We start from the raw sequence: 16,182 nt of genomic DNA, 5'->3' as shown, positions 1-16,182 counted from the left end.
GTCCGCATGCCACATGCATGGAGCGTTTCCCGGACGCCAAGCTGGTGACGGCCGCACTGCTGGAAACGCAGCCCCGCGTACGCGCCGCGGTCATCGGGGCGTCAGCGAGATGACTTCCCCGTTGGCGCGCAGCACGTAGACCACGTCGCCCATCACCCGCGCTTCGCCGCAGCCGGAGGTCGGCGACTGCCGCCACTCGGTGCAGATGTTGGAGCCCTCGATCCGCCATTTGCCGGTGTCGCGAAAGCCCGTCGACACGTCCAGGTAGACGGAACCGCCCTCGGTGTACTGCAGGCGCGCCGGCTTCATCGTCCCGCCGGCGCCGCCGAAGGTCTTGCCGGCGATCTTGGCGCGCAGCGCATCGCCGATCAGGACCTGCGCCCCGTCGGGGAACGCCGCCGGAACCTGCGCAGCCGCCAGGCCCGCTGCGGCGCAAAAAGTGGTCAACAAGATTTGCTTGATCATGAAAATCGCTCCGTATCAAGTGGTGAAGATCCGCATGGATCGGTCACGGGAACCCGCATGCGCCGGCTGCGTTCAGGCGCCGCAGCGTGCGGCGATGGGTGAATTGAAGCAGGCAGCGCCCGCTGCGGCATCACTCGAACGGATGAAGGTGGCGCAAGAAGCGTCCGCGCGGGCGACTTCAGCCCAGCGCGATCGCCTCGACCCAGTTGGGATTGCGGCCGACTTCATGCTCGCCGACCAGTTCCAGCGCGCCGCCCTGCGGGTCGATGCGGTGCACGCCGACGCGGTGCGAGAGCTGCCCGGCGACGATCAGGAAGCGCCCCTGCGGATCCACCGCCATGCCGCGCGGCTGGGACTGCGTCGCCCAGTGCCCGATCGGCGCGAGGCGGCCGCTGGCGCCGTCCACCGCGAAGCCGGCGATCGTGCTGGCGCGCCGCTCGCTGGCGTAGAGGAAGCGGCCGTCGGGCGTCAGCCGCAGCTCGGCGGCCCAGGGCTCGCCCGCAACTTCCGGCGCCAGCGTGCTGACCGTCTGCAGTGCCGCAAGGGTGCCGGCGGCGCCATCGTAGGCCAGCACGTCCAGGCCGGCGTCGAGCTCGTTGAGCAGGTACACGCGCGGCAGCCGCGGATGGAAGACGAAGTGGCGCGGCCCGGCGCCGGGGCGGCCGGCGAAGGCCGGCGGATCGTTCGGGGCGATCCGGCCGCTCGCCGGATCGAAGCGGTACTGCAGCACGCGGTCGCTGCCCAGCGCGGTGGCGAACACGTGGCGGTTGGCAGGATCGCTGCGGATGGCATGGGCCTTCGGTCCGGCGGCCAGCACCTGCTGCGCCGGCCGCGGGCAGCCGTCGGCGCCGATCGGGCTGACGGCGACCAGGCCGCCGCCATAGGACGCGCTGAACAGGAAGCGGCCGCTGCGGTCGGTGGCGATGAAGGCCATGCTCTCGGGCAGCGGCGCCTGCCCGGCCGGCGTCAGCTCGCCGCTCGCGGGGTCGATGCGAAAGCCCAGCACCGCCAGCGGCGCCGAGCGGCGCGCCGCGTAGAGGAAGCGCCGGTCGTCGCTGATGGCCAGCGGCATCACCTGGCCGCCGACAGCCAGCTGCTGGCGCGTCTGCAGCTCGCCCCGGTCGCCCAGCCGCAGGACCGAGATCTCGCCGCTGTCGGCGTTGGAGACGTAGACCGCCGCGCCCACCGCTCAGAGCACCGGATGGCCCGTGATCAGCGACGGCAGCCAGGTGGAGAACACCGGCACATAGGTGACCAGCATGATCGCGGTGAGGATGGCCAGGTAATACGGCCAGGCGGTCTTGGTGGCCTCGCCGATCGAGATGTTGCCGATCGCGCAGCCGACGAACTGCACCGTGCCCACCGGCGGGTGGACCAGCCCGAGCGCGCAGTTGAGCAGCAGCATCATGCCGAACTGCACCGGGCCCACGTGCATCTGGATCGCCAGCGGCAGGAACAGCGGCGTGGTGATCAGGATGTGCGCCGCCATGTCCAGGAAGATCCCCAGGATGATCTGGATGATGTTGATGTACAGCAGCATCACCCAGGGCGTGGTGGTCGCGGTCAGCAGCGCCGCCTCGATCGCGTCCGGGATCTCCAGGTAGGCCATCTGGTAGCGCAGCATGTTGGACACGCCGATCAGCAGCAGGATCACGCCGGTGGTCTTGGAGGCCCGCGCCAGCGACTTCATCAGGTTGACCCGCGTCATCGTGCGGTAGACCACCACCGTCAGCAGCAGCGAATAGGTCACCGCGATCGCCGCCGCCTCGGTGGCGGTCGTGATGCCTTTCATCACGCACACCAGGATGATCAGGATCACGCCCAGGCCCGGCAGCGAGGCGATGAACGCGCCCAGCACCGCGCTCCAGCCCGGGAAGCGCTGCACCATCGAGCGGCCGTCCACGCTGCGCGGGTAGCCGTGGCTGGCGGCCTGCCAGTAGGCTGCCACCAGCATGCACACCATGATCCAGAACACCGGCACCAGGCCGGCGAACATCAGGTCGCCGATCGACACGCCCCGGATCGCGGTGCCGTCGATCATGCCGGTCGCCGCCTGGGCGGCGAAGGCGTAGATGATCATGTTGTGCGAGGTCGGCATCAGGGCGCCCGACAGCGACGCGTGCGTGGTCACGTTGACCGCATAGGCTGCGCTGTAGCCCTCGCGCTTCATGATCGGGATCATCACCCCGCCCATGGCCGAGGTGTCGGCCACCGGCGAGCCGGAGACGCCGCCGAACAGCGTGGAGGCCACCACGTTGGCCAGGCCCAGCCCGCCCTTCCAGTGGCCGACCAGGCTGCGCGCGAAATTGACGATCTTGTCGGCGATGCCGCCGTGCAGCATCAGCTCGCCCGAGAAGATGAAGAACGGGATCGCCAGGAACGAGAACACGTTCATTCCCGACACCATCATCTGGATGGCGGTCTCGAAGGGCAGGCCCTCGACGGCGAAGGTCGCCAGGCAGGCCAGGCCGATCGCGATGGCGACCGGCACGCCCAGCAGCAGCAGGACGACAAAGCCCAGGCACAGAACGGTCAATGCCATGAGCGCACCACCTCGGTTCCCGCGAAGCGGGCGATCAGGTGTTCGATCGAGAACACCGCAAACAGGATCCCGCCCAGCAACACCGGGAGGTAGCGGAACGCCTCGGACAGGCCGAGGGTGGGAATGGTGCTGGCGTAGGTGGACAGGCCCATCTCCACGCTGCCAGCCAGCAGGGCGACGCCGAACGCGACGCTCAGCACCTGCACGGCGATGTCGCACCAGAAGCGCAGCTTGGGCGACAGCATCGCCACCAGCGAGTCCAGGCCGATGTGGCCGGCGTCGCGCACGCCGGCGGCGGCACCGAACATGGCCACCGAGATCACCAGCAGCAGCGCCACCTGCTCCACGTAGGGCGGCGCGTCGTTGAACACGTAGCGCATCACCACGCCGTAGACGACGATGCACAGCAACCCGGCCAGGCAGGCGCAGGCGATGTACATCGCCCAGCGCGACAGCCTGGAGGTCACGGCGGTCAGCCAGCGCATGGCGTCATTCCCCGGGCAAGCATGCCGCCGTTACTTGGCGTCGACGATCTCGGACACCAGCGCCTTGAGCTGCGGCGTCGTGGCGAACTTGTCCCACACCGGCTTCTCGGCGGCGATGAAGCTCTTGCGGTCGATCTCGGCGGCCGGGACGATCTTGGCGCCGGCCTTGACGACGGCGGCCCGTGCGTCCTTCTCGCGCGGCTCCCACAGCTTGACGTAGGTGGCGATGGAATTGTGGGCGGCGGTGCGGATGGCGGCCTGCTCCTGCTTGGTCAGCGTGTCCCAGACCTTCTTGGAGAACACCAGCACTTCCGGCGTCATCACGTGCATGGTCTCGGAATAGACCGGCGCCGCCTCGTAGTGCTTGCTCTCGTCGAACGAGGGATAGTTGTTCTCGGCGGCGTCGATCAGCCCGGTCTTGAGGCCGGTGTACACCTCCGCGTAGGGCATCGGCGTCGGCGAGGCGCCCAGCGCGCTGACCAGGCTCACCATCAGGTCCGACGGCTGCACCCGCACCTTCAGTCCCTTGATGTCGGCCAGCGTCTTGATCGGCTTCTTGGCGTACATCGAGCGGGCGCCGCTTTCATAGAAGGCCAGGCCGACGAAGCCGGCCTTGTCAAAGGCCGCCAGGATCTTGTCGCCCTGCGGGCCGTACATCGTCTTGCGGAAATGCTCGATGTCGCGGAACAGGAAGGGCAGCGACGGGATCAGCGACTCCGGCACGATGCCGTGGAACGAGGCGGAACTGACGCGCACCATGTCGAGCGCGCCGATCTTGACCTGCTCCACCGTGTCCTTCTCGGAGCCCAGCGAGCTGTCGCCGAACACCTTGATCGTGTCCTTGCCGCCGGTGGCCTTGGACAGTTCGGCGCCCATCGCGACGACCGCGACGTTGGTCGGGAAGTCCTTGGCATGGACGTCGGCCGAACGGAAGGTCCGGGCCGTTGCGCCGGAGGTCGCGAGGACGAGCAGCGCGGCTGCGATCAGGCTGGGCAGGGCCCGGGTTCGAATGGACATGGTTGTCTCCGTGAAGCGGACGTTGAAATGGATGCAGGGCCGCACTAGTCGTGCGGGCCCTGGGTGACGAAAGCGCCGCCCTGGTAGCGCGTGGCCGGATCGGCCACGTCCAGGCTCGGCTGGCGCGCCTCCACCGCGGCGCGGAACTGCTCGGAGCTGTCCTGCGGGCGGTAGCCGACGTGGCTGGCGTAGCGGTTGTCCCACCAGGTCGTGCGGTTGTCGGACATCCCGTAGATGACGGTGTGGCCGACCACCGGCGCGGTCAGGCTGGAGACCAGCAGCCGCTCCAGGTCGTCGAAGCTCAGCCAGGTGGCCAGCATGCGCCGGTCCTTGGGCTCGGCATAGGACGATCCGATGCGCAGGCTGACGGTCTCCACGCCGTGGCGGTCCCAGTACAGCTGCGCCAGGTTTTCGCCGAAGGCCTTGCTCAGCCCGTACAGGCCGTCGGGGCGGACCGGATCGCGGGTGGTGACGACCTCGTCCTGGCGGCGGAAGCCCGTCACGTGGTTGGAACTGGCGAACACGATGCGCCTGACGCGCTGGCGGCGCGCCGCCTCGTAGAGGTTGTACAGGCCGACGATGTTGCCAGCCAGGATCGGCTCCCACGGCATCTCGGTGGAAACGCCGCCCAGATGGACGATCGCATCGACCCCGGCCACCATGGATTCGACGGCGGCCTGGTCGGCCAGGTCGGCGACCACCGTTTCCTCGCCGGCGCCGGCCTGCTCCAGCGGGCTGAGGTCGCTCAGGCGCAGCGTGTCGCAATAGCGCTTGAGACGGGGGCGCAACTCGCGGCCCAGATGGCCGGCGGCGCCGGTCAGCAGCAGGCGGCCGAAGCGCAGCGATGAAATCGGTTCAAGGAGCATGGAGGTGGTTCCGGTGGCGGCCGTCCAGGTCTGCCTTGTCTCAGCGGCCTTGGGACGACCCCGTTGTCATTCGTTGTCACTTGTCGTATAACTATCTTCGTCGACTGTCCCTGCCCTGTCAATCGCTCCCGGCCTAGTAAAAACCCGCAGCATGTCCCTTCCCGCCAGTCCTCCCGCCCGCCGCCGCCCACGCTCGCTCGCCCTCGACCTGGTGGACGCGATCGGCGACCGGATCCGCCAGGCCCGGGTCGCCCCGGGCGACAAGCTGCCGACCGAGGCGGAAATCATGCAGGAGTTCGGCGTCAGCCGGACCGTGGTGCGCGAGGCCATCTCGAAGCTGCAGGCCTCGGGCCTGGTGGTCACCCGGCACGGGATCGGCACCTTCGTGCTGGGCGTCGGCGGCACCGAGGGCGGCGCCTTCCGGATCGCGCCGGAACAGGTCGCCACCCTGCGCGACGTGATCGCCGTGCTGGAGTTGCGCGCGGGGGTGGAGACCGAGGCCGCCGCGCTCGCGGCCCAGCGCCGCACCCCTGAGAACCTGGCGGACATGCGCGCCGCCCTCGACGCCTTTGCCGCCGCCATCGAGGCCGGGCAGGACGCCGTCGCGGCCGATTTCCAGTTCCACCTGGGCGTGGCCCGGGCCACCCAGAACCCGCACTACGTCCAGCTGCTGACCAGCCTGGGCATCATGATCATTCCGCGGGCCCGGCTGGACGCGCTGGAGGCCGCCGGCGAGGAGCGGCGCGACTACCTGCGGCGCGTCAACGGCGAGCACGAAAGCATCTTCGACGCCATCGCCAACCAGGACGCCGACGGCGCGAGGGCGGCGATGCGCACGCACCTGGCCAACAGCCGCGAGCGCCGGCGGCGGGCCGGGGCCGCCGCCCTGGCGCACTGAAGCGCCCGGGGCGCCGAATGGGCCCCTTGTCTCGTTTAGTTGTACGATGACGTATAAGATGGTAAGGCGTTGTCGATCTCAGGCCCTGCCGTTCGTCATACCCTTGACGGCCCTTCGGCCGCCGCACAAGGACCCCGGACCATGATCGAGATGACCGCATTCAAGTGGGTTCCCGCCTTCGCGCAGGGCTACGTCAAGGACCTGCGGGTGCGCTGGGCGCTGGAAGAGGCCGGGCTCGCCTACCAGGTCAGGCTGATCGACGCCGAGGTGGCCCGCTCCGGCGCCTACCGGGCGTGGCAGCCCTTCGGCCAGGTGCCGGCCTACCGGGACGACGACGTCAGCCTGTTCGAGTCCGGGGCGATCGTGCTGCACATCGCGGCGAAGTCGCCGGCCCTGGCGCCGCCGGGCGTTGCCGGCTTCTCCCGCGCAGCCGCCTGGGTGGTCGCGGCGCTCAACTCGGTCGAGCCGCAGGCGCAGAAGTTCATCGAGCTCGACGCCGGCGCTGCGGGCGATGGCGCCCGCGCACGCGCCCTCGCGGCACTGCATGCACGGCTGGCGGCGTTGAGCACCTGGCTGGCCGACAGCGAGTACCTGGAACAGGGCTTCGGCGCCGGCGACCTGATGATGACCAGCGTGCTGCGCGAGCTGGTCGATTCGGGGGTGCTGGCGGACTTCCCGCTGCTCGATCGCTACCGGCTGCGGTGCGAGGCGCGACCGGCCTTCGCACGCTCGCTGCAGGCGCAGCTGCAGGCCTTTCGCGACAACGCACCCGCGGGCGCGGACCCGGCCTGACGCGCTACCCCGCGCCCTGGACCAGCTGCAGTTCCACATAGGCCCCGAGGTCGCGGTCCTTGGCGATCCGCAGGTACTCGGGCGACTCGAACAGGCTCAGGGCCGCAGCCTTGTCCTCGAAGCGCAGCAGCACCACGCGGTCGCACGTCGGGCCGACCAGCGCGCTCGGGTGGTTGTCGCCAACCAGCAGCACGGCGCCGTAGGCGGGCAGCATCGGGGCCAGCGCGTCCGAATAGCGCTGGTAGGCGGCGGCATCCTTGTAGCGCAGGAACGCGATGGCATAGACGGACATGGTGTCTCCTATCGTGGTGGCGGGCCGGATTCGGCACCGACGGCTTGCCTGATGTGCGCCAGCAGCTGGCCGAGCTCCTCGCGATGGCGCAGCGCGATGGCGTGCAGCTTGCGCTCGCCCACCGGCGTGAGGAACACGCGCACCTTCCGGTGGTCGTCGGGATCGCGCTCGCGCCGCACCAGCCCTGCGGCATCGCAGCGGGCGACCAGCTCCACGGCCGTGTGGTGCTTGAGCAGCAGCGCCGCGGCCAGCTCGCCGACCAGCGCCCAGGAGCGTCCCGGCATTCCCTTGATCTGCACCAGTAGCTGGTACTGCCCCAGCGTGATGCCGTGGCGCGCCGCCTGTTCTTCCCCGAAGCGCTCGAAGCTGCGCAGCTGCCGCCGGAAGCGGGCCCGGGCCTCGAAATCCGCCTTGCTCAGTCGCTTGGGCTTGTCCACGGTCCCCCCGGTGGCATGCAGTGGCGGCAGGTCAGACGCCCAGGTGGCGCTGCAGGATCTCGGGGCTGCGCTTGAGGTCGGCCGCCGACCCTTCGTGCACGATGTGCCCGTTGTTGATGATGTAGACGCGGTGGGCCAGCGCCAGGGTTGCCGCCAGGTTCTGCTCCACCAGCACGATGGTCTGCCCTGCCGCCGCCAGTTCGCGGCAGGCGTCCATCAGGTTGCGCACGATCACCGGCGCCAGCCCCTCGAAGGGTTCGTCCAGCAGCACGATCTTGGGGTCGCGGATCAGCGCCCGTCCGATCGCCAGCATCTGCTGCTCGCCGCCCGACAGGTCGGTGCCGCGGCTGCCGCGCCGCTCCTTCAGGCGCGGGAACATCTCGTAGATGCGCTCCAGCGGCCACTTGTTGGGCGCCGTCAGTCCGGCCAGCACCAGGTTCTCCTCCACGTTCAGGCTGGCGAAGATGCGGCGTTCCTCGTGCACCAGCTGCATGCCCGCGCGGGCCACCGCGTGGCTCTTGCGGCCGGCCAGCTCCACGCCATCGAGCACCACCGAGCCGGAGGTGGGCGTCACGACGCCCATCAGGCTCTTGAGCGTGGTGCTCTTGCCGGCGCCGTTGCGCCCCAGCAGCGCCACCACCTCGTTCTTCTCGACGCGCAGCCCCACGTCGAACAGGATGTGCGAATCGCCGTAGTGGCTGTTCAGCCCGTTGACTTCAAGCAGGCTCATCTTGCAGTGCCTCGTGGATGCCGCCCAGGTAGGCGTCCTGCACCTGGGCGTTGCCGCGGATCTCCTGCGGCGTGCCCTCGACCAGCAGCCGGCCCTCCTGCAGCACGGTGATGCGTTCGGCCAGTTCGAACAGCGCGTCCATGTCGTGGTCGATGATGATCATGGTGCGGCCCTTGGCGATCGACTTGAGCAGCGTCACGGTTTCGGCGCGCTCCACCGGGCTCATGCCGGCCAGCGGCTCGTCCAGCAGCAGCAGCGAGGGCGACGACGCCAGCGCGAGGCCGATCTCCAGCCGCCGCTTTTCGCCATAGGCCAGTTGCGCCACCGGCGCGTCGGCGCGGGCCGTGAGGTTGACCAGGGCCATGGTGCGTTCCACCTGCTCGGCCAGGCCGGGAACGCTGCCCACGCCGCGCAGCAGGTCGAGCTTGAAGGTGCCGCGCAGTTCCGCCAGCGCCGCGATGGTGACGTTCTCCCGCACGGTCAGCTGGTTGAACAGCTGGTTGACCTGGTAGCTCTTGGTCAGCCCCAGGTGGCAGACGTCGGTGACGTTCATTCCGGTGATGTCGCGGCCCTCGAACACGATCTTGCCGGCAGTGGGCGGCACTTCGCAGGTCAGCATCTTGAAGAAGGTGGACTTGCCGGCGCCGTTGGGGCCGATGATGCCGCGCAGCTCGCCGGCGCGCACCGTGAAGTCGATGCTCTCGTTGGCCACCACGCCGCCGTAGCGCTTGGTCAGGCCGGTGGCCTGCAGGATCGGGCCGGTGTAGCTGGCGTTGGCGTGGTGGGTGGCCGGCATCGGCGCCTCCTGCGGCGGCGGGCGCGCCGGCGCGGGGGCGGTGGCCGGCTCGGGCACCGGCCTGCGCGCGCGCCCTGCCACCAGCGCATACAGGTCGCGCAGCCCGCCGATCACGCCCTGGCGCAGGAAGCAAACCAGCAGCACGAAGACGACGCCCAGCACCAGCTTCCATTCGGCGCCCAGCTTCAGCGTGCCCTGCAGGAAGTCCTGCAGGAACAGCCAGATCGCGGCGCCCACCAGCGGCCCCAGCAGGGTGGCGCGGCCGCCGATCGCGGTCTGGATCACCAGCTGGCCGGAGGTTTCGAACATGAAGGCGTCCGGCGGCATGAAGCCCTGCAGCACGCCCAGCAGCCCGCCCGCCAGGCCGGCATAGGCCGCGGCGATCACGAAGGCGGTGAGCTTGTAGGCCCGCACGTTGTGGCCGACGGCAGCGGCGCGCAGCGGGTTCTCGCGGATGGCCGACAGCACCGCGCCGACCGGCGAGCGCACGATCCGCAGCGCCAGCACCAGCCCGACGAAGTAGCAGAAGGCCAGGAACGGATACAGCGACCAGCCCGAGGTGAACTGCAGCGTCGTGAAGCCCAGGTCCAGGCTCGGCGTCGGCACGCCCGGCAGGCCGTTCTCGCCGCCGGTCCACTCGGACAGCGGATTGAACTCGACGAAGAAGAAGATCTCCGCGATCGCCACCGTGATCATCGCGAAGTAGATGCCGGTGCGGCGCAGCGCCAGCAGCCCGATCAGGTAACCGACGACCGTCGAGGCCACCATGCCGATGCCGAGCGCGAGGATGACGTTGGGGAAGCCGGCCCGGGTCAGCAGGTAGGCGGCGACGAAGCCGCCGGTGCCGTAGAAGGCCGACTGGCCGAAGGACAGCAGCCCGGTGTAGCCGAACAGGATGTCGAATCCCAGGCCGAACAGCCCCCAGACCAGGATCCGGTTGACGGTGTTGGGCGCCGCGTTGAGGTGCGGCAGCACGAAGGGCACGGCGATCAGGCAGATCGCGGCCAGGATTTCGAACTGGAGCCTGCGGTTCTTCGTCATCCGGGAGTCGTGTTCACTCGCGCCCGCGCATGCCAAGCAGCCCGTGCGGGCGCACCAGCAGCACCAGCGTCATCGCCGCGAACAGCATGACGTACGCGTAGCCGGGGTTGACCATGGAGGTGAGGCTGATGATCTCGCCGGCGATCAGGCCGCCGATCACCGCGCCGGGGAAGGAGCCGACGCCGCCGATCACGACGACGACGAAGGTCTGCACCAGGATCGCCTCGCCGACCTCGGGCGTGAGCGACGCCACCGGCGCGTTGACGATGCCGGCGAAGCCCGCCGCCATGGCGCCGATGCCGAACACCACCATGAACACTTGGTACACGTTGATGCCCAGCGAATCGACCATCACGGCGTCGTCGATGCCGGCGCGCACGATCATGCCCAGGCGGGTGCGGTACAGCACGATGTAAAGCGCCAGCAAGGCGACGGCGCAGATGCCGACCACGGCCAGCCGGTAGGTCGGGTACATCATCACGCCCAGCGACGTGATCCCCTGCAGCACGGACGGCGCCTGCACGCTGAGCGACTGGCTGGAGAAGATGAAGCGCACCGCCTCCACGAAGCAGATCGACAGGCCGAAGGTGACCAGCAGCTGGTCTTCGTCCGGCCGGTCGTAGAAATGCCGGATGATCACGCGCTCCATCACGATGCCCAGCAGGCCGACGCACAGGGTGCCGGCCAGCAGCGCCAGCAGGAACGAGTCGGTGGCGTGCCACGCGGCGTAGCCGGCGTAGCCCCCGAGCATGAACATCGCGCCGTGGGCGAGATTGAGCACGCCGAGCGTGCCGTAGATGATCGTCAGGCCCGAGCTGATGAGCGCCAGCAGCGCGCCGAGCGCCAGGCCGTTGAACAGCTGCGAAAGAAAGTTGGACCAGGTCAGCATGGGAACGTCGGACGAACGCAGGCCGGCAAGCCGGCCTGCTGCACACGGCGGGGGCGAGGGCTCAGGTGTAGCCGCCCAGGTTGCAGCCGAAGGCCGTCGGCGCCTGCATCAGCCCGGCGCCGGGCACCACCTCCACGACTTCCCAGAAGTCTTCCTTGTTGCGCATGGCGCTGGGCGCCTTGCCGCGGACGATCACCACCGGGCGGACCAGCTGGTGGTCCTGCGCCCGCCAGCTCACTTCGCCCACCATCGAGTTGAGCTTGCGCGGCGACTCGTAGGACTTGATCACGTCCGGCGGATAGAAGGTGCCGGCATGCTCCACCGCTTCGGCCCACAGGGCGAACTCCATGTAGGCGTTCTCCGCGCCCCACTCCGGCTTGTAGCCGTACTTCTTCTCGAAGGTCTCGACGAACATCTTGGCCAGCGGGTACTTGTCCTCCATCGTCCACCAGAAGTCGGTGGCGGCGAACACGCCCTCGGTCACGGCGGCACCGACCTCGCGGGCCAGGAACGGGATCTGGTAGGGGATCACCAGCTTCATCTTCGGCAGCAGGCCGAAGTTCTTGGCCTGCTGCGTCGACAGGACGGCGTCGTGCCCCCAGTTGACGTTGATCAGGAACTCGGCGCCGGAGTTGGCGATGTTGGTCAGGTAGGAGCTGTAGTCAGGCGCGCCCAGCGGCGACACCTGGTTGGTGACCATGGTCCAGCCGCCGTTCTTGGTCAGGTAGTCGTTCACCGACTTGGTCACGGTGTGGCCGTAGGTGTAATCCGGCGTCATGAACGCCGCCTTCTTGTTCTTGCCGTAGGCCTTGAGCAGCGCCGGGCCGATCGCGTTGGCGGCCGTTTCGCCGTAGAAATTCTGGCGCACGCCGTAACGCACGCAATCCTTGCCGGTGGTGTCGTTGGAGCCGGAGATGCCGCAGACGAACAGCACCTTCTCGCGCTGCGCCAGCTTGTTCAGGGCCACGGCGACGGCGCTGGAGGTGCCGCCGGTGATCATGATCGCCTTGTTCTCGCTGATGAAGCGCTGCTGCGCCTGCACCGCGTCGTTCGGCTTGGCGGCCGAGTCGGCCACGCCGTACTTCAGCTGCTTGCCCAGCACGCCCCTGGTGGTCTTGGGCGAGATCGCCTTGATCAGGGCATGACCCTCGTTGATGTGCTCGATGGCCAGCTGGTAGCCCTTGAGTTCGTCTTCGCCCTGCAGCGCGTAGGTGCCGGTGCGCGGCACGCTGATGCCGATGAAGACCGAGTCGCCGGCCACTCCGGCCGGCCACGTTCCCACCGGCGGCTGGTTCTGCGCGAAGGCCGGCGAGGTCAGCAGCGACGGCAACGCCACCCCGCCTGCCACCTGCAGTCCGGTGCGGATGAATTCACGGCGGCTGCGGTCCGCGGATGGCTCGGCTTTCGGATCCTTCATGGGCACTCCTGCACGTTGTGGTGAAACCAGAGCGCCCAATATATCGGGTCCCGACATGTTTGGGCCTCCGAAATTACCCTAGCTGGCGGCACGCGCCGGGACGAAGACCATCGGCAGCAGCGCCTGCATGTTCCAGCCGGGAAAGAACAATCCCAACCGGAGGGCGGCGGCGCGGCAGGCCTGGATCAGACCAGGTCGCCCAACCCCTCGTGGTGCAGTCCTGCGGGCGCCTCCGTCGCTTCCCCGGCGGCGCCGCCCAGGGTGAAGAAGAAGGCCGCGCCCTCGCCTTCCCTGGATTCGGCCCAGATGCTGCCGCCATGGCGGCGCACGATGCGGCTGACGTTGGCCAGCCCGATTCCCGTGCCCGGAAACTCGCTGAGGTTGTGCAGCCGCTGGAAGTTGCCGAACAACTTGTCGGCGTAGGCCATGTCGAAGCCGGCGCCGTTGTCGCGCACGCAAAAGACCAGCTCGCCGTCGGAACGTGTTTGCGCCGTGAAGGAGATCCGGACGCGCTCGCTGCGCGCCGTGAACTTCCAGGCGTTGCCCAGCAGGTTCTCCAGCGCCATCCGCAGCAGCCGCGCATCACCCCGGACCGCCAGCGACGGCTGGACTTCGGTCTCGACCTCGCGCTCCGGCCAGCGGTCGCGCAGCTCGCCCACGATGGCCAGCGCATGGGCGCTCATGTCGACGTCCGCGACACGCAGGCTCGTCTGCGAGATGGTGGCCAGCGACAGCAGTGCCTCCACGTATTCGTCCATCCGCTGGGCGGCGCTGCGGATCTTGCGCACGTACTGCAGGTCGCGCTCGCTGCCGGCCTTCATCAGCGATTCCTCGACGACCCGGCCGAAGCCGGAGATGGCGGCAATCGGCGCCCGCAGGTCGTGGGCAAGCGCATGGGAGAAGCTCTTGAGCTCCGAGTTCGCCTCTTCGAGCTGCGCGGTGCGCTGCCTGACACGGTCTCCGAGTTGCGAATTCATGCGCAGGATCTGCTGCTTGTAGGCCAGCTCCTTGGTCATGTCGCGGATCACGGTGTTGGAAACGACGCACTGGTCCTTGCCGACGTATTTCGCGGTCGCCAACTCCCCCTCGAAGCGGCTGCCATCCTTGCGCACCAGCGTCAGCATCCCCTCGGCATGCCCGATTGCCTCGCGCACCCGAAGCAGCGCGGCCAGCCGCAGATCGGCGGGGTCGACCAGTTCCTCGCGCCGGCGGGCGCAGATTTCGGCCGCGGTCATGGCGAACGCCCTGCATGCGGCCGGATTGGCGCGCAGGATGTTCCCTTCGCCGTCGGTCTGGAGGATGGCGTCGCGGCTGGTCTCGAACAGCATCCGGTAGCGTTCCTCGCTGGCTGCCAGGTCCTGCCGTGCCCGCCTGGCTTGCGTGATGTCGCGAAAGTACACGGCCAGGCCCTGTGCGGACGGATAGGCCACCACCTTCAGCCACATGTCCAGGGCCACCGAGTAGCCCTCGAAGCGCACGGTCACCCCCTCGGCCAGCGCCTTCTCGTATTGCTGGTGGAACAGGTTTCCAACCTCGCTCGGAAACTGGTCCCACAGCACGGTGCCCAGAAGTTCGGCGCGCGGCCTCGCCAGCAGCCGTTCCGCCTCCCGGTTGACGTAGGTCAGGCGCCAGTCGCGGTCGAGCGTGAAGAACGACTCGGTGATGCTCTCCAGCGTCGTCGTCAGCCGCTCGTTGAGGATGCGCATGCCCTCGGCCGCGTCCATGCGCTCGGAGATGTCCTGCACCGCCCCCTGGATCCGCCGGATCTGCCCCGCCTCATCGCGGTCGGCCTCCCCGATGATGCGGACCCAGATCAGCCTGTGCCGCCCCGCGAACGCGCGCACGGCCAGGTCAAACGCCAGGCCCTGCTCGCTGCAGGCCCGCATGGCGTCGTGCACCCATGCCCGGGAGTCGGGATGGATCAGATCGAGCGCCGTCTCGGCGGTCCGCGGCGGGTCGTCTGCCACGTCGTACAGGTGCAAGGCTTCGTCCGACCAGGTGATCGTCAGGTCCGGCAGGGAAACGCTCCAGGCACCCAGCCGTCCGAGGCGGGTGGCCATCTCCAGCTGCGTCTTGGCCGACTGGGCCTGCATCTCGAGCAGCACGCGTGCCGTGACGTCCCGGGCGCTGCCCCGATACCCCTTGAACTTGCCCTCGGCGTTGAAGAATGGCTGGCCGTTGGACGACACGAACCGCGGCGTGTCCTGCGGCCCGGTCCGGTACTCGAATTCGTGATACGGCTGGCGGGCGTCGAGCAGCGCCACATGCTGCTCCCAGGTTCCGGTGCGCGGCAGGCTGCCGGGTGTGTCCCAGCGCCGCGTGCCGAGCACCTGGCCCCGCTTGGGGTTGATCTCGCCGTTGCGGCCGCCGGCGAACAGCGTGAACCTGTAGTCGGCGTCCTGCTCCCAATACCACTCCGTCGCCGTCCCGACGACGCTCTTGAGCCGTTCGGCGCTGCGCTGAAGCGTCTGCCAGCCTTCCTCTTCGCTGCTGGCGTCCGTGACCGTGCCGACCAGGACGCTGACCACCTCGTCGTCGTTCAGGTGCGCCTCGGCCTCTCCGACAATCAGCTTCTCGGCATGGTCGGGCGGGCGCAGCCGGTAGCGCAACGACACCGTGCCGCGCGACGACTGCGCCAGCATGGCGGCTTCCCGCAGGTTCTGCCGGTCGTCCGGGTGGACCAGTTCGATGAAGCCTTCGAACGTGCCCTTGCACTCGCTGATGCTCACGCCGAGCACCGCGGAGCACCCCGGTGACAACCAGAGTTCGTCCGTGCCGAGGTCCCAGGCCCAGCTTGCCGGCTTGGCCAGGCGTTGCAGCGGGTTCACAGGCACATGTTCATGAAGAGGTCCGGGCGGTCGAACTCGTGGCAGCTGCCATCGTTCCAAGGGGTGTCCGGCTGGACTCACTCTCGGCTGCATCGCCGGTCGCACGGCGCCGGCATGGCGCAATCAGACCATCGATCGGCGGCTGGCGGCTAGGGGCTGTGGTCGCCCCGGGTAGGCCATTTGCTTAGCCGTTCCTGCTTACTGACCGCCCCGAGGAAATGAATGACGCCGATGCCGCTGCGGTCGGGCGCTTACCATTGCCCGTTGCGGTTTGGCAATTCAACCTCCTCAGGAGTTCGCATGTTTTCACACGTGATGGTCGGCACCTCGGACCTGGACCGTTCCAAGCGCTTCTACGACGCGACCCTGGCGACGCTGGGAATCGCCTCCGGCTTCGTCGACCGCCACCGCGTGTTCTGGCGCTCGCCGGCCGGTGCCTTCGGCACCTCGTTGCCGATCAACGGCCAGGCGCAGACCATCGGCAACGGCAGCACCGTGGGCTTCGCATGCGACTCCCCGACCCAGGTGGACGCCTGGCACGCGGCCGGCATGCACAACGGCGGCACGAGCTGCGAAGACCCGCCGGGCGTGCGCGAAGGCACGGTGGGCAAGCTTTACCTGGCCTACCTGCGCGACCCGGACGGCAACAAGCTCTGCGCGATGCACCGCCTGCCGAAAGGCTGAGGC

Annotated in this window: 16 protein-coding genes; 3 read left to right on the top strand and 13 right to left on the bottom strand. The window is 68.7% G+C overall.

The genetic code is table 11. The features are described from left to right. Nucleotides 1-90 precede the first annotated feature (90 nt). From ACFPOE_RS17470 to ACFPOE_RS17445, 6 genes are all read right to left on the bottom strand, one after another. Entirely contained in the window at nt 91-465 is a 375-nt protein-coding gene (locus tag ACFPOE_RS17470) for a hypothetical protein (RefSeq protein WP_376851566.1), read from the bottom strand. A gap of 178 nt (nt 466-643) precedes the next feature. Then, complete coding sequence (locus ACFPOE_RS17465) at nt 644-1,651, bottom strand: lactonase family protein (RefSeq protein WP_376851565.1); 1,008 nt, start codon at nt 1,649-1,651, stop codon at nt 644-646. Between the two features lie 3 nt (nt 1,652-1,654). After that, on the bottom strand, nt 1,655-3,007 hold the full coding sequence (locus tag ACFPOE_RS17460) for a TRAP transporter large permease (protein WP_376851564.1): 1,353 nt from the start codon (nt 3,005-3,007) through the stop codon (nt 1,655-1,657). Beyond that, nucleotides 2,998-3,492: a TRAP transporter small permease gene (locus ACFPOE_RS17455; RefSeq protein WP_376851563.1), complete on the bottom strand. Its 495-nt coding sequence runs from the start codon at nt 3,490-3,492 to the stop codon at nt 2,998-3,000. Before ACFPOE_RS17455 ends, ACFPOE_RS17460 begins: the two co-directional genes overlap by 10 nt. A gap of 30 nt (nt 3,493-3,522) precedes the next feature. Further along, on the bottom strand, nt 3,523-4,509 hold the full coding sequence (locus ACFPOE_RS17450) for a TRAP transporter substrate-binding protein (protein WP_376851562.1): 987 nt from the start codon (nt 4,507-4,509) through the stop codon (nt 3,523-3,525). Between the two features lie 44 nt (nt 4,510-4,553). Continuing rightward, on the bottom strand, nt 4,554-5,375 hold the full coding sequence (locus ACFPOE_RS17445; RefSeq protein ID WP_376851561.1) for an NAD-dependent epimerase/dehydratase family protein: 822 nt from the start codon (nt 5,373-5,375) through the stop codon (nt 4,554-4,556). Nucleotides 5,376-5,526: 151 nt separating this feature from the next. Between ACFPOE_RS17445 and ACFPOE_RS17440 the strand changes: the two genes are divergently transcribed. Both ACFPOE_RS17440 and ACFPOE_RS17435 read left to right on the top strand, forming a co-directional pair. After that, on the top strand, nt 5,527-6,273 hold the full coding sequence (locus ACFPOE_RS17440) for a FadR/GntR family transcriptional regulator (protein ID WP_376851560.1): 747 nt from the start codon (nt 5,527-5,529) through the stop codon (nt 6,271-6,273). A 141-nt stretch (nt 6,274-6,414) separates the two neighbouring features. Next, entirely contained in the window at nt 6,415-7,065 is a 651-nt protein-coding gene (locus tag ACFPOE_RS17435) for a glutathione S-transferase family protein (RefSeq protein WP_376851559.1), read from the top strand. 4 nt (nt 7,066-7,069) lie between these two features. On the opposite strand, the gene ACFPOE_RS17430 is transcribed toward ACFPOE_RS17435, so the two are convergent. The 7 genes from ACFPOE_RS17430 to ACFPOE_RS17400 form a co-directional block, all read right to left on the bottom strand. After that, entirely contained in the window at nt 7,070-7,357 is a 288-nt protein-coding gene (locus ACFPOE_RS17430) for a DUF1330 domain-containing protein (protein ID WP_376851558.1), read from the bottom strand. Nucleotides 7,358-7,365: 8 nt separating this feature from the next. Further along, on the bottom strand, nt 7,366-7,794 hold the full coding sequence (locus tag ACFPOE_RS17425; RefSeq protein WP_376851557.1) for a MarR family winged helix-turn-helix transcriptional regulator: 429 nt from the start codon (nt 7,792-7,794) through the stop codon (nt 7,366-7,368). 31 nt (nt 7,795-7,825) lie between these two features. Beyond that, nucleotides 7,826-8,524 carry an ABC transporter ATP-binding protein gene (locus ACFPOE_RS17420; protein WP_376851556.1) on the bottom strand — a complete coding sequence of 233 codons (699 nt, stop codon included), beginning with the start codon at nt 8,522-8,524 and terminating at the stop codon, nt 7,826-7,828. Beyond that, complete coding sequence (locus tag ACFPOE_RS17415; protein WP_376851555.1) at nt 8,511-10,361, bottom strand: branched-chain amino acid ABC transporter ATP-binding protein/permease; 1,851 nt, start codon at nt 10,359-10,361, stop codon at nt 8,511-8,513. The genes ACFPOE_RS17420 and ACFPOE_RS17415 overlap by 14 nt, the downstream gene beginning before the upstream one ends. Nucleotides 10,362-10,374: 13 nt before the next feature. Beyond that, complete coding sequence (locus ACFPOE_RS17410; RefSeq protein ID WP_376851554.1) at nt 10,375-11,250, bottom strand: branched-chain amino acid ABC transporter permease; 876 nt, start codon at nt 11,248-11,250, stop codon at nt 10,375-10,377. 61 nt (nt 11,251-11,311) lie between these two features. Next, nucleotides 11,312-12,667, bottom strand: a complete 1,356-nt coding sequence (locus ACFPOE_RS17405) for a substrate-binding protein (protein ID WP_376851553.1) — start codon at nt 12,665-12,667, stop codon at nt 11,312-11,314. A 185-nt stretch (nt 12,668-12,852) separates the two neighbouring features. Then, on the bottom strand, nt 12,853-15,495 hold the full coding sequence (locus tag ACFPOE_RS17400) for a PAS domain S-box protein (RefSeq protein ID WP_376851552.1): 2,643 nt from the start codon (nt 15,493-15,495) through the stop codon (nt 12,853-12,855). Nucleotides 15,496-15,795: 300 nt separating this feature from the next. On the opposite strand from ACFPOE_RS17400, the gene ACFPOE_RS17395 reads away from it, so the two are divergent. Next, nucleotides 15,796-16,179 carry a VOC family protein gene (locus ACFPOE_RS17395; protein WP_376851551.1) on the top strand — a complete coding sequence of 128 codons (384 nt, stop codon included), beginning with the start codon at nt 15,796-15,798 and terminating at the stop codon, nt 16,177-16,179. The last annotated feature ends 3 nt before the right edge of the window (nt 16,180-16,182 follow it).

Origin of the sequence: Caenimonas terrae (assembly GCF_042655405.1) — a bacterium.
Lineage (GTDB): Bacteria > Pseudomonadota > Gammaproteobacteria > Burkholderiales > Burkholderiaceae_C > Ramlibacter > Ramlibacter terrae_A.
This window is presented reverse-complemented; position numbering and strand designations above follow the sequence as displayed.